General features: G+C 62.2%; 25 protein-coding genes. 12 read left to right on the top strand and 13 right to left on the bottom strand.

Annotated elements, in window-relative coordinates; all coding sequences use genetic code 11:
• Positions 1–8: 8 nt before the first annotated feature.
• The gene (locus B1781_RS02770) at positions 9–614 is read left to right on the top strand and encodes a DedA family protein (RefSeq protein WP_078118218.1); all 606 of its coding nucleotides are present in this window, start codon (positions 9–11) and stop codon (positions 612–614) included.
• 1 nt (position 615) lies between these two features.
• Here the strand turns inward: B1781_RS02770 and B1781_RS02765 are convergent, their stop codons facing one another.
• The 4 genes from B1781_RS02765 to B1781_RS02750 form a co-directional block, all read right to left on the bottom strand.
• The gene (locus tag B1781_RS02765) at positions 616–1,233 is read right to left on the bottom strand and encodes an LON peptidase substrate-binding domain-containing protein (protein ID WP_078118217.1); all 618 of its coding nucleotides are present in this window, start codon (positions 1,231–1,233) and stop codon (positions 616–618) included.
• Positions 1,223–1,828 (bottom strand): flavin prenyltransferase UbiX, encoded by a 606-nt coding sequence (locus B1781_RS02760; RefSeq protein ID WP_334223862.1) that lies wholly within the window; start codon positions 1,826–1,828, stop codon positions 1,223–1,225. The genes B1781_RS02765 and B1781_RS02760 overlap by 11 nt, the downstream gene beginning before the upstream one ends.
• A gap of 174 nt (positions 1,829–2,002) precedes the next feature.
• Complete coding sequence (gene mpl, locus B1781_RS02755) at positions 2,003–3,364, bottom strand: UDP-N-acetylmuramate:L-alanyl-gamma-D-glutamyl-meso-diaminopimelate ligase (RefSeq protein ID WP_078118215.1); 1,362 nt, start codon at positions 3,362–3,364, stop codon at positions 2,003–2,005.
• Between the two features lie 7 nt (positions 3,365–3,371).
• A complete protein-coding gene (locus B1781_RS02750) occupies positions 3,372–3,884 on the bottom strand; it encodes a hypothetical protein (RefSeq protein WP_078118214.1) in 513 nt (170 codons plus the stop codon).
• A 98-nt stretch (positions 3,885–3,982) separates the two neighbouring features.
• Here B1781_RS02750 and rnd point away from each other — a divergent pair, with 98 nt between their 5' ends.
• Positions 3,983–5,140, top strand: a complete 1,158-nt coding sequence (gene rnd / locus B1781_RS02745; protein WP_078121889.1) for a ribonuclease D — start codon at positions 3,983–3,985, stop codon at positions 5,138–5,140.
• Position 5,141: 1 nt separating this feature from the next.
• On the opposite strand, the gene B1781_RS02740 is transcribed toward rnd, so the two are convergent.
• The 3 genes from B1781_RS02740 to gmk form a co-directional block, all read right to left on the bottom strand.
• Positions 5,142–7,271 carry a RelA/SpoT family protein gene (locus tag B1781_RS02740; RefSeq protein WP_078121888.1) on the bottom strand — a complete coding sequence of 710 codons (2,130 nt, stop codon included), beginning with the start codon at positions 7,269–7,271 and terminating at the stop codon, positions 5,142–5,144.
• 59 nt (positions 7,272–7,330) lie between these two features.
• Entirely contained in the window at positions 7,331–7,618 is a 288-nt protein-coding gene (gene rpoZ / locus B1781_RS02735; protein WP_078118213.1) for a DNA-directed RNA polymerase subunit omega, read from the bottom strand.
• A gap of 62 nt (positions 7,619–7,680) precedes the next feature.
• Positions 7,681–8,313, bottom strand: coding sequence for a guanylate kinase (gmk, locus tag B1781_RS02730; RefSeq protein WP_078118212.1), 633 nt, complete (start codon positions 8,311–8,313; stop codon positions 7,681–7,683).
• Between the two features lie 210 nt (positions 8,314–8,523).
• On the opposite strand from gmk, the gene B1781_RS02725 reads away from it, so the two are divergent.
• On the top strand, positions 8,524–9,609 hold the full coding sequence (locus tag B1781_RS02725; RefSeq protein ID WP_078118211.1) for a mitochondrial fission ELM1 family protein: 1,086 nt from the start codon (positions 8,524–8,526) through the stop codon (positions 9,607–9,609).
• 34 nt (positions 9,610–9,643) lie between these two features.
• Here the strand turns inward: B1781_RS02725 and B1781_RS02720 are convergent, their stop codons facing one another.
• Positions 9,644–10,702, bottom strand: a complete 1,059-nt coding sequence (locus tag B1781_RS02720; protein WP_078118210.1) for a mitochondrial fission ELM1 family protein — start codon at positions 10,700–10,702, stop codon at positions 9,644–9,646.
• Positions 10,699–11,457: a hypothetical protein gene (locus B1781_RS02715; RefSeq protein WP_334223861.1), complete on the bottom strand. Its 759-nt coding sequence runs from the start codon at positions 11,455–11,457 to the stop codon at positions 10,699–10,701. Before B1781_RS02715 ends, B1781_RS02720 begins: the two co-directional genes overlap by 4 nt.
• Before the next feature lie 213 nt (positions 11,458–11,670).
• Here B1781_RS02715 and B1781_RS02710 point away from each other — a divergent pair, with 213 nt between their 5' ends.
• Genes B1781_RS02710 through B1781_RS02700 form a run of 3 tightly spaced genes read left to right on the top strand, consistent with a single transcriptional unit; the run spans position 11,671 to position 14,520 of the window.
• Positions 11,671–12,477 (top strand): glycosyl transferase, encoded by an 807-nt coding sequence (locus B1781_RS02710; RefSeq protein ID WP_078121887.1) that lies wholly within the window; start codon positions 11,671–11,673, stop codon positions 12,475–12,477.
• Between the two features lie 2 nt (positions 12,478–12,479).
• On the top strand, positions 12,480–13,784 hold the full coding sequence (locus tag B1781_RS02705) for an O-antigen ligase family protein (RefSeq protein WP_125931843.1): 1,305 nt from the start codon (positions 12,480–12,482) through the stop codon (positions 13,782–13,784).
• Positions 13,777–14,520, top strand: coding sequence for a hypothetical protein (locus B1781_RS02700; RefSeq protein ID WP_125931842.1), 744 nt, complete (start codon positions 13,777–13,779; stop codon positions 14,518–14,520). The genes B1781_RS02705 and B1781_RS02700 overlap by 8 nt, the downstream gene beginning before the upstream one ends.
• Before the next feature lie 16 nt (positions 14,521–14,536).
• Here B1781_RS02700 and B1781_RS02695 read toward each other — a convergent pair whose 3' ends face one another.
• Entirely contained in the window at positions 14,537–15,703 is a 1,167-nt protein-coding gene (locus B1781_RS02695; protein ID WP_078118206.1) for a glycosyltransferase, read from the bottom strand.
• A 115-nt stretch (positions 15,704–15,818) separates the two neighbouring features.
• Positions 15,819–16,685, bottom strand: a complete 867-nt coding sequence (locus B1781_RS02690) for a YicC/YloC family endoribonuclease (RefSeq protein ID WP_078118205.1) — start codon at positions 16,683–16,685, stop codon at positions 15,819–15,821.
• A gap of 98 nt (positions 16,686–16,783) precedes the next feature.
• Between B1781_RS02690 and B1781_RS02685 the strand changes: the two genes are divergently transcribed.
• The 4 genes from B1781_RS02685 to rdgB all read left to right on the top strand — a co-directional run bounded on the left by B1781_RS02685 (position 16,784) and on the right by rdgB (position 19,954).
• Positions 16,784–17,701, top strand: a complete 918-nt coding sequence (locus B1781_RS02685) for a serine/threonine protein kinase (RefSeq protein WP_078118204.1) — start codon at positions 16,784–16,786, stop codon at positions 17,699–17,701.
• Positions 17,698–18,510, top strand: a complete 813-nt coding sequence (locus B1781_RS02680; RefSeq protein WP_078118203.1) for a PP2C family protein-serine/threonine phosphatase — start codon at positions 17,698–17,700, stop codon at positions 18,508–18,510. The genes B1781_RS02685 and B1781_RS02680 overlap by 4 nt, the downstream gene beginning before the upstream one ends.
• Positions 18,511–18,559: 49 nt before the next feature.
• Positions 18,560–19,276 (top strand): ribonuclease PH, encoded by a 717-nt coding sequence (gene rph, locus B1781_RS02675; RefSeq protein ID WP_078118202.1) that lies wholly within the window; start codon positions 18,560–18,562, stop codon positions 19,274–19,276.
• Positions 19,277–19,354: 78 nt separating this feature from the next.
• Positions 19,355–19,954, top strand: a complete 600-nt coding sequence (gene rdgB, locus B1781_RS02670; RefSeq protein WP_078118201.1) for an RdgB/HAM1 family non-canonical purine NTP pyrophosphatase — start codon at positions 19,355–19,357, stop codon at positions 19,952–19,954.
• A gap of 4 nt (positions 19,955–19,958) precedes the next feature.
• On the opposite strand, the gene B1781_RS02665 is transcribed toward rdgB, so the two are convergent.
• Together B1781_RS02665 and B1781_RS02660 are read right to left on the bottom strand one after the other, a co-directional pair.
• Complete coding sequence (locus B1781_RS02665) at positions 19,959–20,315, bottom strand: DUF2782 domain-containing protein (RefSeq protein WP_164513227.1); 357 nt, start codon at positions 20,313–20,315, stop codon at positions 19,959–19,961.
• A gap of 163 nt (positions 20,316–20,478) precedes the next feature.
• Complete coding sequence (locus B1781_RS02660) at positions 20,479–21,198, bottom strand: TIGR00730 family Rossman fold protein (protein WP_078118199.1); 720 nt, start codon at positions 21,196–21,198, stop codon at positions 20,479–20,481.
• A gap of 181 nt (positions 21,199–21,379) precedes the next feature.
• On the opposite strand from B1781_RS02660, the gene B1781_RS02655 reads away from it, so the two are divergent.
• Together B1781_RS02655 and rep are read left to right on the top strand one after the other, a co-directional pair.
• Positions 21,380–22,252, top strand: a complete 873-nt coding sequence (locus B1781_RS02655; protein ID WP_078118198.1) for an NAD(P)-dependent oxidoreductase — start codon at positions 21,380–21,382, stop codon at positions 22,250–22,252.
• 33 nt (positions 22,253–22,285) lie between these two features.
• Positions 22,286–24,292 carry a DNA helicase Rep gene (gene rep, locus B1781_RS02650; protein WP_078118197.1) on the top strand — a complete coding sequence of 669 codons (2,007 nt, stop codon included), beginning with the start codon at positions 22,286–22,288 and terminating at the stop codon, positions 24,290–24,292.
• The last annotated feature ends 36 nt before the right edge of the window (positions 24,293–24,328 follow it).

The following is a 24,328-nucleotide window of genomic DNA, read 5'->3' as shown; positions in this document are numbered from 1 at the left end:
TCACCTGCTTGAGCGAATGGTTCTCTGAACTGCTGGTCTGGATCGAGCACAACCCATCGTATGCCGGCTGGGTCGTGTTCGGTGTGGCGTTGGCCGAGTCGCTGGCCGTGGTCGGCGTGATTGTGCCCGGGGTCGTGATCCTGCTCGGCGCCGGCGCGCTGATCGGTGCCGGTGTGCTGGATTTCTGGAGCATGTGCCTGTGGGCGGTCATCGGCGCGATCATCGGCGACGGCCTGAGTTACTGGCTGGGGCACCACTTCGAGTACGTCACCGCACGCTGGCGCTGGTTCCGGCTACACCCCGACCATCTGCAGAAGGGCATCACCTTCTTTCAGAAGTACGGCGATATCAGCGTGGCGTTGGGACGCTTCTTCGGACCGATCCGCGCCATCGTGCCCTTGGTTGCGGGTTTGATGCGCATGCCGCCGAAACGCTTCTACATCGCCAACATCCTGTCCGCACTCGTTTGGGCGCCGGCGTACCTGACACCCGGCATCATCCTCGGCGAGATGGGCGAGCAAGGCGACTGGCGCTACCTGCTGTTTCCGGTCGCCGCGATCAGCATTATCGTGGTCGTGTGGATGCTATGGCAGTGGTGGCCAAGGAGACGCTGACTCAGGCGTTGAAGCTGCTGCCATCCGGGTGAACGAGTTCTTCGAGCCGCCGCAAACGGGCAATGCTGTCGGGTAGCTCAAACATCTCCTGCTTGCTGGCAAGGGGCAACGGCAACAGTTCGATCAGCCGACCGGCCACATGGTTGGCGCTCGGTTTTTCCCTGATCAGGCGATCGAACGGCGGGCCGACCTGCGGCAACAGATCGTTGAGCATCTGCGCCATCCATTCGAGTTGCTCGGGAATCTCCTGTTCCGGTTCCGGCGGTCGGCGAACGATCTCGGCGCGTTGCAGCTGATCGTGTTCGACCGTTACCTCACCCAGCGTAAACATCTGCTCGCCTTCACACAGCAGGCCGAGCAAGCCGTCTTCATGTTGTTCCCAATCGATAATTTTGGCGACGGTCCCGCGCGGCATCGTGGTAGCAATACCGCCGGCTTCGACACCGTCGATAATCGATGCCACGGCGAACGGCGTTTGACTACGCAGGCATTCACTCACCATGCGCAGGTAGCGTGGCTCGAAGATCCGCAGCGGCAACAAGCCGCCGGGAAACAGCACGATATTCAGTGGAAACAGCGGCAGTTTTTCGATTTCAACACGATCGATATCAGCAATCATCGCCCCAACGTTCGCTCAACGAGTGTGCCACGTCCAGGTGATCGAGTATCCGTGCGACCATGAAATCAATCAGGTCGTTGACCGTCTTCGGTCGAAAGTAAAAACCGGGATTGGCGGGCATGATAATCGCCCCTGCCTGCGCCAACCGTTGCATGTTATCCAGGTGGATCGTCGTGAACGGCGTTTCGCGCACCACCATGATCAGTTTGCGCCGTTCTTTCAGCGCGACGTCTGCCGCTCGGTCGATCAAGTTATCGCAGATACCGTTGGCAACTGACGCCAGCGTACCACTGGTGCATGGACAGATCACGACCGCCTCGGGCGGATTCGAACCACTCGCAACCGGCGCCGTCCACTGCTGTCGACCGAACACCTGCAACTGGCCTGCGGGCGCATCGAAGTGCGCCGAAAGGTATTGCTCGATCTCTTCAGGCCGACCGGGAAGCTGCAGGTCGGTTTCCATATTCGTCACCACCTGCGCCGCCTGCGAGACCATCAGGTACACATGGCGATCTGCGGCCAGCAGGCACTCGACCAGGCGCAGGCCGTATTGAATACCGGATGCGCCGGTAAAAGCGACTGCGATGGGAGACATGCTTGAGCTCATAGCGCGATTTAAGCACGAGCGGACTGCAGACTGGACAAAAAAACGAAAATCGCGGCAGGCCGGCCGCGTGGATGCCCAGGACAACTGCGGCAATGGCGAACCAAGACGGGCCGGTTACGCTCGGCGCACGCGCATCGCAGACACCAACACCCCAACTGCGGGTCAGGTGTTTGCCAACGCGTCCAGCAAACGCTGGTGGATACCTTCGAAGCCGCCGTTACTCATGACCAACACCTGGGTACCGGGGGTTGCCGCCGCCGAAACCTGCTCAACGATGTCCTGCGTCGTCGCGCACACATGCGAACGCCCGCCGAGCGGTCGCAACACGCTGGCGGCATCCCATGCCAGGTCTTCCGGCGAATACACCCATACTGCGTTGGCGGCGAGCAGCGCATCGGCCAACTGGGCGCTGTGCACACCCAGACGCATGGTGTTCGATCGCGGTTCGAGCACGGCGATGATGGGGGCATCGCCCACCTGTGCACGCAAACCCTCCAACGTGGTCTTGATCGCCGTTGGGTGATGCGCGAAATCGTCATACACGCGTACGCCGTTGACTTCGCCACGCAACTCCATGCGTCGCTTGACGTTTTCGAACGCATTCAACGCCTCGATGCCGACTTTCGGCGGCACACCCGCGTGGCGTGCCGCTGCCAGCGCGGCGAGCGCATTGCTGACGTTATGCCGACCGGTCAGCGACCAATCGACACGACCGACATTTTCCGTCTCGCAGATCACATTGAATGCACTGCCGTCCGGCGCACTATCGGTGACATGCCAGTCGGCCTCGTAATCCGGGGCAAAATGCTCGACCGGTGTCCAGCACCCCATGTCGAGCACATCATGCAGGTTGCCGTCGTCCAACGGAGAAATGATCAGGCCGTTGCCGGGAACCGTGCGCAACAGGTGATGAAACTGCCGCTGGATGGCCTCGAGGTCTTCGAAGATATCGGCGTGATCGAATTCGAGGTTGTTCAGTATCAGGGTGCGCGGCCGGTAGTGAACGAACTTCGAGCGTTTGTCGAAGAACGCCGTGTCGTACTCGTCGGCCTCGACCACGAAGAACGGCGACTCACCCGCGCGCGCCGAGATGCCGAAATTCTGTGGTACGCCACCGATCAAGAACCCCGGTTTGAGGCCGGCGTGCTCGAGAATCCACGCGAGCATGCTCGCGGTCGTGGTCTTTCCATGGGTTCCGGCTGCCGCCAGTACCCAACGATCCTGCAACACGTTCTCCGCCAGCCACTGCGGACCTGAGATATAGCGCAGGCCTCGCTCGAGCATGAACTCAACGGCGGCGTTGCCACGCGACATGGCGTTGCCGACAACAACCTGGTCGGGTGGCGGGTCCAGATGCGCCGGCTCGAAACCTTCCATCAACTTGATGCCGGCTGCTTCGAGCTGTGTGCTCATCGGCGGATAGACATTGGCATCCGAACCCGAAACGTCGTGACCGAGCTGGCGTGCAATCAGTGCAATACCACCCATGAACGTGCCGCAGATTCCGAGGATATGGATTTTCATCGAGGACCTAGTTGGGAACCACTGGTGGGAAAACCTGAAAGATCATGACCTGTGAGAACAAGGTATAGCCAAAAATCAAAACGATGCCGGCTGCCAGCGGCACACCGATCGCGTGTCGGATCACGTGCCCGACCGCCACGTGGATCCAGATCATCAGGGCCAGATCGACAATCGCCTGAAGGTCTGGCAACTGAAGTGCCACGCTCAACCTGTCCACCGTAAACGAAACTACGCCGACCAGCACCGTCAGTCCCATCACCGCCGTCGCCGTCTGTAACCAGCGCGGCGCATGCCCGGTGATCTGCAGCAACGCGAACAAAAACAGCATCGTCAACGCCAGGTCCATCAGGTTGGCGCCGAGCGCAGCCTCGTAGCCACCGAGCAGCCCGCCCAGCAGCAATGTGCCGAATAGCGTGCTTACGATCGACAGCAGGACCAAAAGCGCCGGCGAAGGCGGCAGGTCCTGCGGCTTGTTTCTCAGCAAGGCCATGCGAACAAAGAACTCAATCAGCGCGCCCATTCAACGGATTCTCGTTCGGTTCATGGCGCTATCTTACCTTGCGCAACGGCCATGGTGCTGTGCGGGGTGTTATCCTTGCCGCAGTACAGGAAACTTTCATGCAAGAACTCTTCGTCGACACCCCCGAGCAGTTGCAATCGCTGTCCGACATGCTGCGCGGCAGCGAATGGATAGCCCTCGACACCGAATTCATTCGCGAGAAAACCTACTATCCGAAGCTGTGTCTGTTGCAGGTAAGCAACGGCGAGGTCGCTGCCTGTGTCGACCCGCTTCGGCTGGACGATCTCACGCCGTTGCTCGATATCCTGTATGACGGCAGCATCCTCAAGGTGTTGCACGCCGCGCGTCAGGATCTGGAAATCTTCCTGCACGATTATCAGCGCCTGCCCATGCCGGTGTTCGACACCCAGCCGGCCGCGGCCCTGCTCGGTCACGGCGACCAGATCGGTTACGCCAATCTGGTCAAACAACTGTTGGATATCGACCTGCCGAAAGATCAGTCGCGTACCGACTGGTCGCAACGCCCGCTCGACCCACAGCAACAGCGCTATGCCTTGGACGATGTCGTCTATCTCGGTCAACTCTACGTACACATGCGCGGCCACCTGTTCGATAAGGAGCGCCTGCAATGGCTGGCGGCCGATTTCGCACCGCTGACCGATCCGCAGACCTACTACCCCGATCCCGACACCATGTGGCAGCGGACCAAGGGCAAGCAGATGTTGCGTGGTCGACAGTTGGCCGTGTTGCAGAAGCTGGCCGCATGGCGGGAGAACAGGGCCCGACAACGCGACCTGCCGCGCAAGTGGATATTGAAAGACGAAGTGTTGGTCGAACTGTGTCGCCGCATGCCGCGCGACGCCGCGGGCCTGTCGAAGATCCGCGGCCTGGAGCCGGCGCAGATCCGGCGTGAAGGCGACAACCTGATTGCGATGATCAGCGAGGCGGCAGATCTGCCGCGCGAACAATGGCCGAAGGACAAAGGACGCCCCAAACCGCTCAGCGGCAACCAGGAAGCGATGGTCGACCTGTTGAGTGCAGGCTTACGCCTGATCGCTGACCACCACCAGCTGTCGCCGCAGGCGATTGCAACGCGCAAAGATCTCGAAAAGCTGGTGCGCGGCGAAGCCGACTGCGCGGTCAACGAAGGCTGGCGTCAGTCGCTGGCGGGCAAGACGCTGAGCGCCCTGATGCAGGGCGAACAGCAACTGCGGTCGGTCGACGGCAAATTGGAACTGGTGGCCGCACCCGGCTGAATCAGCCGATCACCCGGTTGATACGCATAACGAACGGTACTTTTTTCAACCGCCGGATGATGTGCGCAAGGTGCTTGCGCCCGCGTACCGACACCACGAACCGCAGGCTGGTGCTCAAACCGTCGCGTTCCTCGCTGCGTACATCTTCGATGTTCGAGCCTTCCTCGGCGATCAGCGACGCAATCGTCGCCAGCATGCCGCGCTGATTGCCGGCATCGATACGGATCGTGGTCGAAAACTCGCCGTCGATCTCTTCCGCCCACTGCACGTCGAGCCAACTCTGACCCTGGCGACGGAAGTCGCCGAGATTCGGGCAGTCATGATGATGCACGACCAAACCACGGCCGGGACTGAAGATGGCGACCACCGGGTCTCCCGGGATCGGCCCGCAGCACTTGGCGAAACTGACCACCATGCCTTCGGTGCCCTTGATCGTCAGGGAACCGGCCGCCGCACCCTCGGCGCTCGGCTGGTCTTCGCTGGCGATCAGCAGGCGGGCAACCAGCTTGGCCATGCGGTTGCCGAGTCCGACCTGCTCCAACAGATGGTCGAAATTATCCAACCCGATCTCGGCCAACACCCTGTCGGTATCGTCCTGCGTGATCTGCTCCAGGCTCGCACCCAAGGCGTCGAGTTCACGTTCGAGCAGGCGGCGGCCGAGTTCGATCGCCTCTTGTTGCTCGAGTCGTTTCAGGAATGAACGTATCGTCGCCCGTGCCTTGCCGGTAACGACGAAATCCAGCCACGCAGGATTCGGCCGGCTGTTGGGGTTGGTGATGATCTCCACCGTTTGTCCGTTGCGCAGCTGCGAACGCAACGGCGCCAGGCGACGGTCGATACGCGCGGCGACACAGCGATTGCCGACGTCGGAGTGAATCGCATAGGCGAAATCAATGACCGTCGCTCCCTTGGGCAGGACGAAGATCTGCCCGCGCGGCGTGAACACGTAGACCTCGTCGGGGAACAGGTCGACCTTGACGTGCTCGAGGAACTCCATCGAGTTGCCGGAGTCCTTCTGCACCTCGAGCAGGTTGCGCAACCACTCGGCAGCGGTATCCGGCGTCAAGGCGCCACCGGTCGTCTTGTACTGCCAATGCGCCGCGATGCCTTCTTCGGCAACGCGGTGCATCTCGCGTGTACGGATCTGGATCTCGATCGGCAGGCCATGCGGACCGAACAACACCGTATGCAACGACTGATAACCGTTGGCCTTGGGGATGGCGATATAGTCTTTGAAGCGACCCGGCACCGGCCGATAAAGGTTGTGCACCACGCCGAGCACGCGGTAACAGGTGTCGACCGAATCGACGATGATGCGAAACGCATACACGTCGGCCAACTCGCTCAACGGCAGCTTCTTCTCCAGCATCTTGCGGTAGATGCTGTACACGTGCTTTTCGCGTCCGTAGATCTCGCCGTCGAAGCCTTCCTGCTGCAGGCGGCCCCGCAACACCTCTTCGATATTGCTGACGACCTCTTTGCGATTGCCGCGACGCTTGCGTAACGCCGAACGCAAAATGTTGTAGCGCCACGGCCAATGCGCCGCCATGCCGAGTTCTTCGAGTTCGTGGCGGATGCTGTTGATACCCAGGCGATTGGCGATCGGCGCGTAGATATCCAGCGTTTCACGCGCGATGCGGCGCGCCTTGTTCGGCGCCATCACGCCCAGCGTACGCATGTTGTGCAGGCGATCAGCAAGCTTGATCATGATGACCCGGATATCCTTGGTCATCGCCAGCATCATCTTGCGGAAGTTTTCGGCCTGCGCTTCGGCACGCGAACGGAACTTGATCTGGGTGAGCTTGCTGACGCCGTCGACGAGCTCGGCGATCTCGGGGCTGAACTCGGTCGCCAGTTGCTCCTTGGCGGTTTCGGTGTCTTCGATGACGTCGTGCAGGATGGCGGCCATCAGGCACTGGTGATCCATCCGCATACCGGCAAGGATGCGGGCAACGGCAACGGGGTGGTAGATGTAGGGTTCGCCGGAAAGGCGACTTTGTCCTTCGTGGGCTTCGGCACCGAACAGGTAGGCCCGATAGACCTCTTTAACCTGTTCGATCGGCAGGTAGCGCTCCAGGTAGCTGCATAGATCGCTGATCAGGAATCGTGCGTCTCCTGATTGTCCGTCTATCGCATCGGCGAACGACGGTACAGCGGCAGGCTCAGAACCGGGGGCTTCCACCTTTCAATCTACTCATCGTCATTTCCCAAATCCGCAACGCCCAATTCGCCGGCCAGCGCCGCAGCCAGTTCGTCATCGATCGAGTCGTTGCTCTCTTCGGGCTCGACCATGGTCTCTTCGCTGATCAGGCCTTCGGCGATCTCGCGCAGTGCGACGACGGTCGGCTTGTCGTTTTCCCACGGCACCAGAGGGTCGACGCCATTGACCAATTGCCGGGCGCGACGGCTGGCCAGCAAAACGAGATCGAAACGGTTATCAACGTTGTTCAGGCAATCTTCTACGGTAATTCGGGCCATGGTGTCTCAACATTCCAGGTAAATTCGAGCGCGAACATCAAATTGTATGGTTTTGCCGCCGCTTAGCCAAGCATTGAAGCGAGTTCCGTCGAAAAACGCGCGGCCTGACGTGGCTCTCTCAAACGTTGGGCCACAACAATGGCACGGAGTTCGGCCAAGGCGACGTCGAAATCATCGTTGATCACAAGGTAATCGTATTCGGGAAAGTGCGACAGCTCGCTGCGCGCATCGGCCATGCGGCGTTCGACCACCTCCGGGCTGTCCTGTCCGCGACCGGAAAGCCGTTCGCGCAGGGCCTCGATACTCGGCGGTGCGATGAAGATCGATACCGCCTCCGGAAAGCGATGACGCACCTGCCGCGCACCCTGCCAGTCGATCTCCAGCACCACGTCTGAGCCGCGCACGAGCTGCTCACGTACCGCGGCTTCGGCCGTACCGTAGTAGTTGTCGAAAACCTGCGCATGCTCGAGGAAGGCCCCTTCACCCACCAATTCCTCGAAACGCTCAACGCTGACGAAGTGGTAGTGAATGCCGTCCTGTTCCCCGGAGCGCATGGCTCGCGTGGCATGTGAAACAGACATGACCAGGCGATCGTCTGCCGGCACCAATTCACGCAGCAGGCTGGTTTTTCCGGCACCTGAGGGTGCGGAAACGATGAACAGGGTGGCGTTGAATGTCGCGGCGTTGTCGGTCATCGAGGTCTCGAAACGGTTGGAAGTACACGGATTCGATCAGCCGTTTCATTATCGGCAATCGCCGCTGGTATGGCGACCTCGACCTGCCCCTGATTTGTCAAAAAGCGGTCAATAAATTGCCCACCAGACGTCACGACTTCGACACCGTGAGGTCACAGCCGTCGGCAAAAATCCCCAGCATCGTGACAAGCAGCAGTTCGACGTTTTCACATGCCGACAGCCAACCCCAGCAACCCCAATTACCGCGCGGCCTTTCCAGCCGAGCTGCGTGCCGCAAACAGTCAGATCCATCTCAATCTGGCCCACGTCACCGCTGCAGCTTACGCAGGCGATACCGCGACGTCTGCCTGGGCACACACACAGGCGAAAACCGGGCGTGCGGTCGTCGTCTGGTGGTTCAACGACGGCAAACCAGGGCACGCCAATCAATCGTTCGGTCTGGTCAAGGCACTGCGGCGTCAATACGAGCTCGAGGTGCACGAGTTGGCGCCTCAGTCCACCGTTAACGCCCTCGCTTCGCTGGCGACCGGTGTGTACGCCGACGGCGCCGCACTGCCGCGCCCGGATCTGATTATCGGCGCGGGGCATGGAACACACCTGTCGATGCTTGCGGCACGCCGCGCATTCGGCGGGCGCATCGTGGTGTTGATGAAGCCCAGCCTGCCGCTTTCGTGGTTCGACGTGTGCATCATCCCCGAGCATGACCAAGCCGCACGGCGGGACAATGTGATCACCACGCAGGGCGTGTTGAACGCCATCGAACCCCTAGCGAGCAAGAACCCATCAAAGGGCCTCATTCTGCTCGGGGGTGTCTCGAAGCACTACCGCTGGCGCGATGGCTCGATCATGCGCCAGATCGAGCAGATCATCGCTCAGACACCGCACATTCGCTGGACGATCAGCGACTCGCGACGCACCCCCGAATCGCTGCAGCGCCGGCTGCGCCAGCTCGATGCACCCAACATCGAGTTCATTCCTCACCAATTGACGCCGCACGGTTGGGTGCCGCAACAGATGCGCGATGCCGCTGTGATCTGGACATCGGTGGACAGCGTGTCGATGGTGTACGAAGGCCTGACCTCCGGCGCAGACGTCGGCGTTCTGCAGCTCGAACCACGTGCGAACAGCCGTATCGTGCGCGGCCTTCGGCAGCTGGAACGCCTGGGCAGGGTCGTGACCTTCACCCAGTGGCAGCAGTCCAAGGACCTGTCGCAACACGCCGAGCCGCTGAACGAAGCGCAGCGTTGCGCGCAGCAGATTGCCAGCCGCTACCCGGTGGTCGCCCGGCCCGTCTGAACATGCGGCGTGGAGATCCGCGCCGATTGCCTGGTCAGCCGCTAGGTAGCAGATCCAGCAAAGCCCCGGCGTAGCGGTCTCCGGGCGCCTGGGTCAGCGGCCTCAGCGTCTCCAAACTCCCCGCACTGGCCGGCAGGCCGTCGCAGGTAACCGGCAGGATGCGCCTATTGTCAGCTGCTGCACCAAGCGCGTCCTCGACATAGGCGGAATGCCGAATCTTGTGCGGCCGCACGGCGACCGTCGGCTTGCCGCTGGCGACCGCCTCGCTGACCATCGTCAAGCTGTCGCTGGTCACATAGACAACGTCGGCAGCCGCCAGATACTGCCTCACCACGCTGTGAGGCTGCTCGCCCCACCACACGGCGTTGGACAGCGCGCCTGGATCGATCGACGCTTGCAACAATGCCTCGACGCCTGGGCCGGTGCGCGGCGATGTCGTCAGCAACCAACGCCAACCGTACTGCGCGCGGGTTGCGTTGATCCCGTTTGCCAGCTCGCGCCAGTCGCTATCGCGAAACACATGGCTGCGGGATGCGCCACCGATCAGTATCGCGGCAGTACATTCGTTCTCGCCGACCCCGAAGGTGGCCCGGGTCGCATTGCGCGCGAGGTCGAAATCATGCGGCGTTACCCGCGTCACAAGCAGCTCGGTGGGCACCACGTGCGCCGCTCCCGGCTGCGCCACCGGCGTCAACAGCACGTCGAACAGACGTGTTGGATAGGGCCGGACCTCCCCGAGGTAGACCTGTCGACAGGCGAATCGCTGCCGCAGCCACAGCGCCAGCGGGACAGATCGACCGCCGCTGGAAATCACGATGTCCGGCCTGCCCGATGGCAGGCGAAGATCGCGATAACAACGCCGGATCAGGCCATCGGGAATGTCGCGGCTGCGGATCACTGCGGTACGCACGACCGTGCGCAGCCAACCGGGCACGACATAGCGCGCCGGCACCACCTCGGAACGGACCTCGACATGACGAGCCAATGCATCGAGCAATCCCAGCGATTGATTCAGGTGTCCACGCCGTCCCTCGTCCAGCACCCAGACCGACAGCGGCTGCGCAGGCAACGCCTGGTTGGGCACGGCGTTCATTCGCGCCAGTGCTCGGCTATCCAGTGCGCCGGCCGGATGGTCTTGTATATCTTCTTATAGGCCTTGGCGGGCCATTCACCACGCACTGCCTGGTGCGGATTGGGCACCCCCGGAAAGGCGACCACTCGAGCCGATTTCGGTAGCGTCGGCGACTGCCAGAACCGTGCGGGCCAACGGGGTACGCAATGGGTCTTGAACAGCACACACCACTCGTCGGGCCAGAACTTCATCGCCTCGACGTTGCGCGAGATGTAGGTCTGCGAGTTGCGGTAGTCGGCCAGTATGGTCGCGCTGTCACTCAGCAGATTGGCGAGCAGATGACTGTTGTGGCCGACGCGAAAACGATACACCGAAGTATTGCCGATCCCTTTGCCCGCCTGGGTCCAGTTCTGCATGACAACGAAAGGGCTCTCGGGCGAGAAGTCGAAAAAGTCATCGAGGTCGCCGACGACCACAACATCGAGGTCGAGATATAGCCAGTCGCCCGTCAGGCCGAACAGTTGCGTTGCAAACAGGCTGACCTTGCGCCAACCACGGTTGTTGAACGGCGCGGGGATATCGACGCTCGGGCAGGGGTGACACTCGATCGCTTCGTGGATGCCGCTACGGTCGTCGGTCAGACAGACAAAGCGGAGGTCGCCACGGCAGTGGCGGCGCACCATCGCATACAGCGTGTTGACATAGTCTGCGCCGTACAGGCTGCCCCACTTCATGCAGAGAAACTGTTTCGGCGACGTCGCGTTCGATTCTCCCACCAATTAATCCAGCCCGGCGAAAGCCACAGTTCAATCATCGACAAGAAAACGCACCAGAAACCGCGCGCAAGAACTACGTCGGGGTCGGCGCATAGCAGTGTATGAAGGTCGGGTTAAACAAATTTGACATCGGGCGCAGCAATTCCCGGTTCTGTCATATATCCACCATATCCTTGCCATCCTCTAAATCCGATGCGGGCGGGACAGATCACCTTGAAGCAGGTCATTTGCATCAAGTGGGGCAATCGATACGGCGCTGAGTATGTGAATCGCCTGTATGCGATGATTGAGCGCAACATTACGCCGCCGTTCCGCGTCTATTGCTTCACCGACGATGCGCGCGGGATACGCGAAGACGTCACCTGTTTCGACCTGCCACCCTTGGGATGTCCGACACCTACCAACGCCCCCGGCAAGTGGCGCAAGATTGCCTTGTGGAACCGTGACCTCAATGGCCTGAGCGGTACGGCACTGTTTGTCGACCTGGATGTCGTCATCACGCGTAATCTCGATCCGTTCTTCGCGTTCGGCGATGCCGACGACGTGGTACTGGCGAGAAATCCGATCAAGCCGTTCGAGCGACTCGGCCAGACCTCGGTGTTCCGCTTTCCGATCGGCCGCTATCACCAGCTGTTGGACGACTTTCGCGCCGACCCGCAAACCATCGCCGGGCATTTTCAGTTCGAACAGCGCTATGTGACACAGCGCTGCCCGCGCCCGGTCAAATTTTGGCCGCGCCGCTGGGTGCGGCACTTCCGCCACCACTGCCTCGGACCCTGGCCGTTGCGCTACTTCCGGCCAGCCAGACTGCCGCGCGATGCACGCATGGTGATCTTCCCCGGCAAACCCGACCCGGCCGACGCCCTCGCCGGGCGCTGGTCCGGTGTCGAGCCGCACGTGTCGCGCTTCGAACACCTGCGCCGTGCATTCACCGGCCCTCGATCCGGCAGCTCAGTGCTGCGTCATCTGAAACGTTACGTGATGCCTTCGCCCTGGATCAGCGAACACTGGCGGGAGTAGACGTGCGTTCCGCCGGACCCGCGATGGACAGCCTGGCCGCGCCGACCGATAGCAGTCGCGCACAACAGCGGATGCTCGATGTCGGTGCCTGGCTGAGCCTGGCGCCGCTTGTGTACACCCTGAATCTGCTGTTCTTTGTTCCGCAGGGCGATGACCTGTTGCGCTGGACCTTGCTGCCGGCGGTCATTCTCGGCCTGTACGTGCGTCGGCGCGATGGCAACTGGCGGATAGGCGGCTTGAAACCATTGCTAGTGCCGCTGCTCGTCTACGTCGGCGTACTGCTGGCAGCCTACCTGACGCTCGGAGGCTTTGCGTCGACGGTACGCGCCTTTGTCTTCGTCTGCCTGTTCCTCTATCTGGCCGCACCACTTCTGCAACCAGCACCGTGGCTGCGCTATGCCGTCATGCTCTCAGGCGTACAGCTCGCCGCCTTCGCTGCCTACCAACACCATGTCGACGGGATCGAGCGCATCGGCGGCTTCACCAACCCCTTGTTCTTTGCGATGTTCGCCTTCAGCGTCGGCAGCCTGAACCTGTTCCTGTCGACGACAGCCACAGCGCGTTGGTCGAGAATTGGTTTCCTGATCGCAATGCTCGGCGCCTTCTATGCGGTCGCCCTGACCCAGAGTCGCGGCATCGCGATCGCCGTGGTTGTCGTCGTACCGTTGTTTATCGCCTGCGTGGCGCGCCAGACCGCTCGACGACGCCATGCGGCAGGTTACATGGCCGTCGTCGCCCTCCTGCTGACCGTGCTCGCCGTAGGCGGAATCACCGAACGCTTCCGGCTGGGGCAGGAAAACCTGCAGGTCGCCGGCGAGTCGGCACAGTCATCGCTGGCCGATCAGAAAAACTCTGTCGGCTTCCGCCTGATGATGTGGCGGTTCGCCTTCGACCAGTACCTGCACCATCCATTGTTCGGCCTGGGCAAACAGGGATTCGAAGACGCCAGGGCCGACTATGTGCAGCAAGGCGCCGTGCATCCGGCCATGCACGAGCTGTTCATCGTCGCCCACACCCACAACCAGTACCTGCAGGAACTGGTCATGCGCGGCATCCCCGGCCTCGCCGCGCTGCTGTTCCTGTTCGGCTCCTGGCTGGCGTTGAGCCGCGATCTGGCACGACAGGCCCGCTGGGCCGGTTTTGCCCTGGCCGGGCTGGTGCTCGGTTTCGCCGTGTTCGGCCTGACCGAGGTCACGCTCAAGCACCCCTACAAGATCTACACCCTGGTGTTCCTGGTGTTGACCATCTATCAGATGGTCCGGCCATCGGGCAGTGCGCGAGCCGCGCAGAGCACAGGCGATGCCTGACCGTTCCGCGATGCGACCGGCCAACTTCATCTGCCTGAAGTGGGGCACCAAGTATCCCGCAGCCTACGTCAATCGCTTGTACCGCATGGTCGAGCGCAACTTCCCCGGGCCTTTCCGCCTGCATTGCCTGACCGACGACGACACGGGGCTGGATCGCAACATCGTTGCCTTGCCCCTGGCACCTGAAGAACTGGTCGGCTACTGGAACAAGCTGGCGCTGTTCAAACGCGAGCTGCACGGTCTGAGCGGCAACCTGATCTATCTCGACCTCGACCTGGTCATCGTTGGCGACATCGGCTTTCTGGCCGAACAGCCGGGTGAATTCATCATTGTCCGCAACTGGTCGCGACGACCGATGTGGAACAGTTCAGTGATGCGTTTCCCGGTCGGGGCCTATGCCCATATCTGGGACGAGTTCAGTCGCAATCGAACTCAGATTCTGGATGCCATGAACGGCGATCAGGAATGGATATTCGAATGCGTGCCGAATGCCGCCACCTGGCCTGCCGAGCGTATCCTGTCTTACAAAAAGAGCTTGGCGTCCAAGGCGTTTCCGGCATTGCACAAGCTCGGGCTCGGGCGCCTCGGACTGAGGGCACCGGCCTGGATGGACACCCCGCTACCCGACCAGGCCGCCATCGTGCTGTTTCACGGCAAGCCCGACCCGGAAGACGTCGCCGGCGCACCGTTCGGCCCGTGGAAACGCGCCTCGTTCGTCGCGCGTTGCTGGAGATAGCGGGCAGCGTCGCACTTCAAGCCGCTGCCGAGGCCTGGGTTGTATGCCTCGCGTGCAGCCGTTCATACATCGCAATCTCCCGACTGAGCGATGTCGAGAGCTTGAAAGGGTTCTCGGCGACCGGCTGCGGGCGCTCGCGCAGCACCCAGGCGATCTTCTCGGCCACCGCCGCTTCGTCGCCCACACCGACCCCGCCGGCCGGAAACATCTGCGCCAGCACCTCGGCAACCCCGCCATGGGCGTAGCCAACCACCGGAATGCCGAGGCTGAGCGCCTCGAGTACGGTTCGACCGAAGGCCTCCGGTTTCTCCGACAGCGACAAGACAACGTCCGACATCGCCAGCACATAGCGCAGGTCGTCGCGATTCTCGGTGAACAGCACGTGTTGCCCGAGCTGTTGCTCGGCGACAGTGGCACGCAGTGCTTCGGCGTATCCGCGTCTTCGCGGGTCCTCGCCGCCGACGATCAAGCCGGCGACATCCTTTCCCTGCCGACGCAGGCGGGCGATCACGCGGATGAAGGCCCGGTGCCCCTTGAGCCGGGTGATCCTCCCGGGCAGGGTAATGACCTGCTTGCCGCGCAGTTGGGGGAAACTCGCAAACCAGTCCGCCAGCCAGCCGGCCGGAGGCACCACGCCGGGCCGGTACAGGCCGGTATCGACGCCACGCTGAATCACCTCGATCGCAGCGGCATCCGCACCCGGGTAGTTCTGCTCGACATACCGTTTGGCGCTCTCCGACACCGCCGTGACCTGGTCGCCGCGGGTCATGATCGCGCTGTAGCGGTTGACCGAGTAGAAGCCGTGAATCGTGGTGACGAAGCTCGGGCGCACGGCCGCCGACATGGGGCGTAATGCCGAATAGGCCAGCCACGCAGGCAAGCGCGAGCGCGCATGCACCACCTGGACGGATTCAGCCGTGAACAGTTCGCGCAGCCGGCGTCGGCACAACAGGCTGCGCAACGACTTTTCGCCGACCGGCAAGGTGATGTGCTCGCTACCCTGATCGAGCAGCGGCTTAAGCAGGCGGCCGCCGCGCGAGATCACGATCGATCGGTGATTACGCTCTACCAGCGCCGCGGCAACTTCGAGCGTGCCCCGCTCGACCCCCCCGGCATCCAGGGCCGGCAGCAGTTGAACGACCGTCAGTCGCTGTGAGTTCGGAGCAAAGTTCGGCGCGGACACACGGTACCATCGGCAAGATTCGTCGCCGAATGATCGTGCCGGCAGATTGCAGGAAAATGAAACCGGAACAGGTCGTGCCGGCGAGCGTTTTCGCTGGTGTCCGCCACCGACCGTGCTACTCGATGTTCTGCACTTGCTCGCGCATCTGCTCGATAAGCACCTTCATCTCGACCGACACCGCGGTGGTCTCGCTGTCGGCCGACTTCGAACCAAGGGTATTGGCCTCGCGGTTGAGTTCCTGCATCAGGAAGTCGAGCCGGCGGCCGACGGGCTCGTTTTGCTTGAGCACCCGCTTGACCTCGTCCAGATGGGTGCGCAGCCGGTCCATCTCCTCGTCGACATCGAGCCGCTGCGCCAGCAGGGCCATTTCCTGCTCCAGGCGCTCTTGGTCGAGATTCTCAGCCACTTCGGCGAGCCGGTTCTTCAGGCGGTCGCGCACCGCGGCGATGACCTGCGGCATGCGTTCACGGGCGATCTTCACCTGTTCGCCCATCGATTTGAGGCGTTGGGAAATTAAATCCGCCAAGCGCGCGCCTTCGCGCTCGCGTGCCTCGACCAAGCTATCCAGGGCCAGCTCGAACTGCGTCATGGCGGCCTCCTGGATGGGTGTGAAGTCCTGTTCGCCGCTCTCCATCACCCCCGGCCAGCGCAAAACATCCATGATGCTGGGGTGGTGCGAGCTGTGCAGGCGATGCGCCATTTTGTCGGCGGCCGCAAGAATTTGGTCAACCAGCCGCTCATTAATCTGCAGCTCGACTGCACCTTTGGAGGCAGGCTTGAAACGTAGATTACATTCGACCTTACCGCGGCCCAGTCGGGCGGTTACGCGCTCACGTACGGCCGGCTCGATGCCGCGCAGTTCTTCGGGCAACCTGACCGTGGCCTCCAGGAACCGATGGTTGACGGAACGAATCTCCCACGTGAGTTCACCGTTCTCATCGTGTCCTTGTTGGCGCGCAAACGCCGTCATGCTTCGAATCATGCTTACCTCAGGTCCTGCGGCGACATCCCATCGATGCCGGGCAATGGGTGTATGATACGGGCCAACGCTTAGCAACGCACAGATATCCATTTCGTAGCATGTCCCCTCGCCCACGTGACAGTCTCCCGATCGGCACCGTGCTCGACTGTTACCGCATCACTAAGCTGATCGGCAGTGGGGGGTTCAGTCTGATCTACCTCGCCGAAGACGAGGACAACCACGACGAAGTCGCGATCAAGGAGTATCTGCCCAAGCGCTTCGGCGTGCGCAACACCGGTATGCAGGTCAGCGTCGCCAAAGAGGAAAAGCACGAAAGCTTCCAGCGCGGACGCCGCCTGTTCTACCAGGAAGCGCGCGTACTCGCCGACATGCGGCACCCGAACATCGTTCACGTACGCAACTGTTTCTTGGCGAACAACACCGCCTACCTGGTCATGAACTACGAGCCGGGCAAGAACCTCGGCCGCTACATCAAGAAGCGCCAAGGCGGCTTGAGCACCAACTTTCTGATGACGGTGTTCCCGCCGCTGCTCGACGCGCTCGAGCTGATTCACAGCCGCAACCACCTGCACCTCGACATCAAGCCGAGCAATATCCACCTGCGCCCGGGCGGCAACCCGCTGCTGCTGGATTTCGGCGCCGCCTATCACCTCGATGATGTCGGCCAGAAGAAGGCCCAGGTGGTCACTCCCGGCTTTTCGCCGATCGAGCAATATTACGCCGCCGCGCAGGTCGGCCCGTGGACCGACGTCTACGCCATCGGCGCCACGATGCGCGCCTGTATCGAGGGCAAACCGCCACCCACCGCGGTCGAGCGCCACGCCAACGATACGCTGATTCCGGCCTTCGAGATCTTCGGCGAACGCTACCCGCGCGAGATCCTCGAAGCGATCGATTGGGCCATGCGGCTCAACCCGGACGAACGCTGTCGCACCGCGGCAGACTTCAGAGATGCGCTTCTCGGCCGCACACCTATACCGAAAGCCACTTCTAGTACGAAGCAGAAAGCCGGATGAACGTACCAGAAAAACCATTTGACCTGGCCAAAGCATCCGTTGTCGGAGACCGCAGCGGTAACCAGGATCGTTGTGTCGTCTTGTATACGGGCGACACCGTCGTGCTGTGCCTGGCCGACGGCCTGGGCGGCCATCCACGCGGTGAAGTCGCCGCGCAGCTGCTGGTCGACGTCTGTGAATCGATGTTCCGCCAGGTACCGGTACCACTGGCCGATCCGGAGCAGTTCATCCTGCAGGTGATCGGCAAGGCGCATCACGCGATCGTACGTTTCGGGCGTCGCCAGAACCCGCAGATCGCACCGCGCACCACTGCGGTGATCGCCGTGATCCAGCGTGGCGTCGCACATTGGGCGCATGTCGGCGACAGCCGCCTCTACCTGCTGCGCGACCAACAGATCCACGCCCAGACGCGCGATCACGCCTTGATCCGCTTCGTGCGCCAGAGCGCCAGCGAGACCTCGCGACCGCGTTCGAGCCTGACACGCTGCCTCGGCGGCGTGCCGCAGCCACCGACCACGACCTACGGCATCCCGACCCCGTTGCAGCCCGGCGATACAATCCTTCTGTGTTCCGACGGCTTGTGGGGACAGGTATCCACCCAGGCGCTGGTGCAGTCGGTCAGCGATTCGTCGGTGACCCTGGCGGATGGCCTGAACGGCATCGTTGGCGAGGCCGTCAAGGCGCCGCGCAGCGACAATGTATCGGCTGTAGCCCTGCGCTGGCGCGGTTTCCGCACCCAGGTGGACGAGGCGCAGGCCGATGCCGAAACCGACGACGCGCCGCCGCAGGCGACGCAGTCGAGTTCCTGATATCGCCACCCCGATCGCGACACCCAATCTCATACATTAAGGAAAAGCCATGCGACCCAGTGGACGTCAGCCCGATCAGATGCGGCCGGTTTCATTCACACCCAACTTCACGATGCATGCGGAAGGCTCGGTGCTGGTTGCCTTCGGCAACACCAAGGTGATCTGTACCGCGAGTGTTGAGAACCGCCAGCCGCGCTGGCTCAAAGACGAGAACCAGGGCTGGGTGACTGCCGAATACGGCATGCTGCCGCGTTCGACCCACAGCCGCATGGGCCGCGAGGCCGCCCGTGGCGGCCAGGGCGGGCGCACCATGGAAATCCAACGCCTGATCGGCCGCGCACTGCGCGCGTCGGTCGACCTCGGCAAGCTCGGGCCGCGCACCGTCACGCTCGACTGCGACGTGATCCAGGCCGATGGTGGCACCCGTACCGCATCGATCTCCGGCGCCTTCGTCGCGTTGAACATGGCGCTGCGCAAGCTGCGCGTCGATGGCGAGCTCGAAGTCGACCCGGTGATCGGCAATGTTGCCTCGGTGTCGGTCGGCATCTACGGCGGCACCCCGGTACTCGACCTCGACTACGCCGAGGACGCCAGCGCCGAGACCGACATGAATGTCGTCATGAACGATCAGGGGCATTTCATCGAGGTGCAGGGCACCGCCGAAGGTGCGCCCTTCAGCAGCGACGAGATGGCGGCGATGATCGATCTGGCCAACCAGGGCATCCAGCAGATCATCGAAGCACAGAACAAAGTGCTCGAAGACTGATAACCTCTGCCCGGTGCGCGGCGATAATGCCGCGTGCTGCAAACCCCAACTTCAAATCCAACGATGCGGAGCGGACGCATGTCTCAGCGCGTGGTGCTGGCGAGCAGCAACAAGGGCAAGGTCAAGGAATTCAGCGAACTGTTGGCCGATCAATCGATCCTGGTCGTGCCGCAGTCGGATTTCGGCATACCCGATGCCGACGAAACCGGCCTGTCATTCGTCGAGAATGCGATCCTCAAGGCACGCAATGCCGCGGCACACACCGGCCTGCCGGCGATTGCCGACGACTCCGGTCTCGAGGTCGACTACCTCAACGGCGCACCCGGCATCTACTCGGCACGCTATGCCGGCGAACATGGCGGGAGCGATGCGAACAATCGCAAATTGCTGGAGGCACTCGACGGCGTCGATGAGGCGCAACGCACGGCGCGTTTCCAATGCCTGCTGGTCTTCCTGCGCCATGCCGACGATCCCACGCCGCTGATCTGTCAGGGCACCTGGGAAGGCCGTATCCTGAACGCGCCGCAAGGTGAGGCCGGGTTCGGCTACGACCCGCTATTCTATGTGCCGGGTGAAGGTTGCAGCGCGGCCGAACTCGCGGCGGAGCGCAAGAACAGCATGAGTCACCGCGGCCAGGCGCTACAGTGCCTGCTGGCGAAACTGCGTCAGGTCGGTTGACGCGTCACCACTGAAACAGGATCCACTGGTTGACGTTGTCGCGCACCGGTTCGCCGGGGCGATACTCGAGTTCGCCGTCGCCATCGAGATCGACAAAGTGGTAGGGCGGACCGACGACCGGCTTGACGCGCACCAACACCAACTGACCGTTGCGCCGATACTCGTAGATCGTTTCCTTGTCGGTGCGGCGAATCGTTACCTCGGGTTCGAGCGGTTCGCCGTCCTGCAACGGCGGCGGGGGCGGCGGTGCATCGATGACCTCTTGCGATTCACCTTCATCGGCAGCCCAAACACCACCGGCAAGCAGCATTGCGGCCAGTACGGACAGCCAGTGTTTCCCGATTGTTTTTCTGTGCAGCAAGCGCCCCACTCCAGTTTCTACCAAGTGACTCTTCATCCGTATTCAGTTTGACACGATTTGGTGCAGTGAAACGAGTTCCAGTTCGCCGGAACCCGGATTGTGCCGCGACGCCAAAGGCTGCGCACGCCCTTTCGGCAACGCACGCCAACCGTGCCGAGTCCAATCAAAGTTCGAGCAGTATCTCTTGCTCCGCCGCGGACGGTTCCAGGCTGCGTGATTCGTAGTGAGCGAAGATCGCCTTGACGATGGCCTCCGGCTCGTCGCACACGATCATCAGATCGAGGTCGGATGCCTCGATGGTGCCCTGGGCCACCATCGCGTGGCGGAACCAGTCGAGCAATCCCGCCCAGAATGACGAACCCACCAGGATGATCGGAATCTTCCTGCTCTTGCCCGCCTGAACCAGGGTGAGAATCTCGGCCAGTTCATCGAGCGTACCGAAACCGCCGGGCAGAACGACATAGGCCGACGCGTACTTCACGAACATGACCTTGCGCGCAAAGAAGTGACGGAAGTGCAACGAGATATCCTGGTAGGCATTCGGCGTCTGCTCGCGCGGCAACTCGATGTTGACCCCGATGCTTGGCGACTTGCCGCTCTGCGCCCCCTTGTTGGCCCCCTCCATGACACCGGGCCCACCGCCGCTGACCACCGAAAAACCGGCATCGGACAACTGCCGCCCGATCTCCTCGGCCAGTTGGTACCAGCGGTTGTCGGGGGCGATCCGCGAGGAGCCGAAGATACTCACTGACGGGCCCACCACGCTCAGGCGCTCAAATCCCTCGACGAATTCGGCCATGATCTGGAATATCCGCCAGGATTCATGCTGCAGGCTTGCGCCGGTGGCGCGCCGCTTCATTCTCGAGTTGACGACATCGTTCATAGCCGGTTTTCGGTTCCTTTTCGTAGCCCAAACACCCGGGTTAACTATGACATACCTGCGGTGCGTGCGACGCGCTCGAACAGCCGCCCAACGTGTGCCTTGGCCGGCCGCCGGCACGTCGGTAGGATGTAGTGCTTTGCACCTCCACCGGCCGACCCGGCCGTCGACATCGAGGACGACTATGAAAGCCACCGTTATCGGGCTCGGCGCCATGGGCGCGGGCATCGCCGGCAATCTGTTTCGCGCCGGCCACCTGAGCCACGCCTGGAACCGCTCAGCGCAGCGCGCCGAGGACGCCGCATCGCGGCATGGCTTTGCCGTCGCCGACTCACTGGAATCGGCCGCGTCGCAGGCCGACCTGGTGATTACCTCGGTCTCCGCCGACAACGACCTGATGGAGGTAATCGACCGCCTGGGCAAATGCATGACCGCCGGCAGTGTCGTCATGGACACCTCGACCGTCAGCATCCATACCGCCCAGGAGGTCTCCGACCGCCTTGGCGCACATGGCATCCACTTTCTCGACGCCCCCGTGTCCGGCGGCAAGGAAGGCGCCGAGAAGGCGACGATGGTGATGATGGTCGGCGGTGACGCGGCGATACTCGACCAGGTACAACCGGTGCTATCGAGCATCAGTCGCAAGGTCGTGCACATGGGGCCGGTCGGCAGTGGCCAGGCCACCAAAGCGGTCAACCAGATCATGTGCGCCGGCATCAACCAGGCGGTCACCGAGGCACTGGCGTTCGGCCAGCACCAGAAACTGGATATGGACAAAGTGGTCGACGTGGTCAGCAGCGGTGCGGCGGGCAACTGGTTTGTCGAACACCGCGGCCGAACCATGACCCAAGGCAGCTTTGAGCCGGGGTTCCGCGTCGCCCTGCACCATAAAGACCTGACGATCTGCCAGAGCATGCTGGCGGTCGACAGCGTGCAGCTGCCGATGGTGGAGATGACCCTGGTGCACTACGAGCGCCTGATGGAGGCCGGCTACGGCGACGAAGACATCTCCGCGTTGTATCGCGTCAAACGGCCACTCTTCAGCGAAGAGGTCTAACCGAGTTTCCGTGCAGGCACGCTGTATCCGCCGATGAACGATCTCAACCCGAAACAACGCGAGGCTGTGCGCTACCTCGACGGGCCGCTGTTGGTGCTGGCCGGCGCCGGCTCGGGCAAGACGCGCGTGATCACCGCCAAGATCGCCCACCTGATCGAGAAAGCGGGTATCGCCGCACGCAATATCACGGCGGTCACCTTCACCAACAAGGCAGCGCGCGAGATGAAGAACCGCGTCGGCAAGCTGCTGGGCAGTGACGCCGCCCGCGGCCTGACGATCTCGACCTTCCACACCCTCGGGCTGAATATTCTGCGTCGCGAACTCAAGGCCGCGGGCCTGCGCAGTGGATTCAGCATCTTCGACGAGCAGGATGTCGACCAGCTGCTGCGCGAACTGGCGAAGAAGAACGACGCCGACAAAGACGCCCTGCAACGCGCTCGTTGGCAGATCTCGGCATGGAAGAACGATCTGGTCGATCCCGAGCAGGCGATTGCCGTCGCGGCGACCGACATCGAAGCCTTTCAGGCTGCATTGTATGGCGCGTACCAACGCGCACTGCGCGCTTACAACGCGGTCGATTTCGACGACCTGATCCTGCTGCCGGTCAGCCTGCTGCGCGACGATGCCGAACTGCGCGAGCGCTGGCAGAACCGCATACGCTACCTGCTGGTCGACGAGTACCAGGACACCAACGGCGCACAGTACGAACTGGTCAAACTGCTGGTGGGCGTGCGCGGTGCACTGACCGTGGTCGGCGACGACGACCAGTCGATCTATGCCTGGCGCGGCGCACGACCGGAAAACCTGGCACGACTGCGTGACGACTTTCCGCGTCTGCATGTGATCAAGCTGGAGCAGAACTACCGCTCGATGCGCCGCATCCTGCACGCCGCCAACACCCTGATCGCGAACAATGAGCACGTGTTCGAGAAAAAGCTGTGGAGCGAGCTTGGTCCCGGCGATGAGTTGCGGGTGATCAACTGCAAAGACGAAGAGGACGAGGCCGAGCGGGTGGTCAGCGAGATCATCCATCAGCGCTTCAACAGCGGTGCGCCTTACAGCAGTTTTGCGATCCTGTATCGCGGCAACCACCAGTCGCGGCCATTCGAAAAGGCGCTGCGCACGCAGAACATTCCCTACTTCCTCAGCGGCGGCACCGCGTTTTTCTCGCGCAACGAGGTCAAGGACGTCATGGCCTATCTGCGCCTGCTGGCCAACCCGGACGACGACAGCGCATTCCTCAGGGTGATCAATACACCGCGGCGCGAGATCGGCACCGGTACGCTGGAGAAACTCTCACAGTATGCCGGCACACGCGGCACCACATTGTTCAACGCGATCGGCGAATTCGGTCTCGAAGACCAACTGTCGGCACGCGCATTGAGCCGCCTGCGCGAGTTTGCCGACTGGCTGCAATCCGCGGCCCGTGCCGCCGATGGCGCACCCGCGGTCGACACCCTGCGGCAGCTGTTGAGCGACATCGATTACCGTGACTGGCTCAACCAGTCGAGCAACAGCGACAAGATCGCCGAGCGCCGCTGGGAGAATGTCGAAGAACTGATCAACTGGCTCGCCAAGCTGCAGGCCGACGAGAACCGTGGCGATACGCTTGCCGAGATGGTCAATCATCTCGCGTTGATGGACATCCTCGAACGCCAGGACGAAGAGAGCAACGACGACCGCGTGGTATTGATGACCCTGCACGGCGCCAAGGGATTGGAGTTCCCGCACGTCTACCTGGTGGGCATGGAAGAGGAACTGTTGCCGCATCGCAGCAGCATCGAGGAAGACAATATCGCCGAGGAGCGTCGTCTGGCCTACGTCGGCATTACGCGCGCCCAGACCACCTTGGTCATGACCTGCGCCGAACGTCGACGACGCGCCGGCGAACTCACCCGCTGCGAGCCGAGCCGCTTCCTGGCCGAACTGCCGGCCGACGATCTGCGCTGGGAAGGCCGCGGGGCGACCATGAGCGTGGAGGAGAAGAAGGCGCGCGGCAACGCGAACCTGGCCAATCTCAAGGCCATGCTCGGCAACTGATCGCCGAACGATACCCACAAAAAAGCCCGGCACCAG

The sequence above is a fragment of the Thiosocius teredinicola genome (assembly GCF_002009425.1).
GTDB classification, from domain to species: domain Bacteria; phylum Pseudomonadota; class Gammaproteobacteria; order Chromatiales; family Chromatiaceae; genus Thiosocius; species Thiosocius teredinicola.
This window is presented reverse-complemented; position numbering and strand designations above follow the sequence as displayed.

Excerpts from the sequence above, each read along its gene's own strand:
- B1781_RS02765 (WP_078118217.1), bottom strand. The coding sequence starts at position 1,233 with ATGATTGCTGATATCGATCGTGTTGAAATCGAAAAACTGCCGCTGTTT.
- B1781_RS02760 (WP_334223862.1), bottom strand. The coding sequence starts at position 1,828 with ATGTCTCCCATCGCAGTCGCTTTTACCGGCGCATCCGGTATTCAATAC.
- mpl (WP_078118215.1), bottom strand. The coding sequence starts at position 3,364 with ATGAAAATCCATATCCTCGGAATCTGCGGCACGTTCATGGGTGGTATT.
- B1781_RS02750 (WP_078118214.1), bottom strand. The coding sequence starts at position 3,884 with ATGGGCGCGCTGATTGAGTTCTTTGTTCGCATGGCCTTGCTGAGAAAC.
- rnd (WP_078121889.1), top strand. The coding sequence starts at position 3,983 with ATGCAAGAACTCTTCGTCGACACCCCCGAGCAGTTGCAATCGCTGTCC.
- rpoZ (WP_078118213.1), bottom strand. The coding sequence starts at position 7,618 with ATGGCCCGAATTACCGTAGAAGATTGCCTGAACAACGTTGATAACCGT.
- gmk (WP_078118212.1), bottom strand. The coding sequence starts at position 8,313 with ATGACCGACAACGCCGCGACATTCAACGCCACCCTGTTCATCGTTTCC.
- B1781_RS02725 (WP_078118211.1), top strand. The coding sequence starts at position 8,524 with ATGCCGACAGCCAACCCCAGCAACCCCAATTACCGCGCGGCCTTTCCA.
- B1781_RS02720 (WP_078118210.1), bottom strand. The coding sequence starts at position 10,702 with ATGAACGCCGTGCCCAACCAGGCGTTGCCTGCGCAGCCGCTGTCGGTC.
- B1781_RS02700 (WP_125931842.1), top strand. The coding sequence starts at position 13,777 with ATGCCTGACCGTTCCGCGATGCGACCGGCCAACTTCATCTGCCTGAAG.
- B1781_RS02690 (WP_078118205.1), bottom strand. The coding sequence starts at position 16,685 with ATGATTCGAAGCATGACGGCGTTTGCGCGCCAACAAGGACACGATGAG.
- B1781_RS02685 (WP_078118204.1), top strand. The coding sequence starts at position 16,784 with ATGTCCCCTCGCCCACGTGACAGTCTCCCGATCGGCACCGTGCTCGAC.
- B1781_RS02680 (WP_078118203.1), top strand. The coding sequence starts at position 17,698 with ATGAACGTACCAGAAAAACCATTTGACCTGGCCAAAGCATCCGTTGTC.
- rph (WP_078118202.1), top strand. The coding sequence starts at position 18,560 with ATGCGACCCAGTGGACGTCAGCCCGATCAGATGCGGCCGGTTTCATTC.
- rdgB (WP_078118201.1), top strand. The coding sequence starts at position 19,355 with ATGTCTCAGCGCGTGGTGCTGGCGAGCAGCAACAAGGGCAAGGTCAAG.
- B1781_RS02660 (WP_078118199.1), bottom strand. The coding sequence starts at position 21,198 with ATGAACGATGTCGTCAACTCGAGAATGAAGCGGCGCGCCACCGGCGCA.
- B1781_RS02655 (WP_078118198.1), top strand. The coding sequence starts at position 21,380 with ATGAAAGCCACCGTTATCGGGCTCGGCGCCATGGGCGCGGGCATCGCC.
- rep (WP_078118197.1), top strand. The coding sequence starts at position 22,286 with ATGAACGATCTCAACCCGAAACAACGCGAGGCTGTGCGCTACCTCGAC.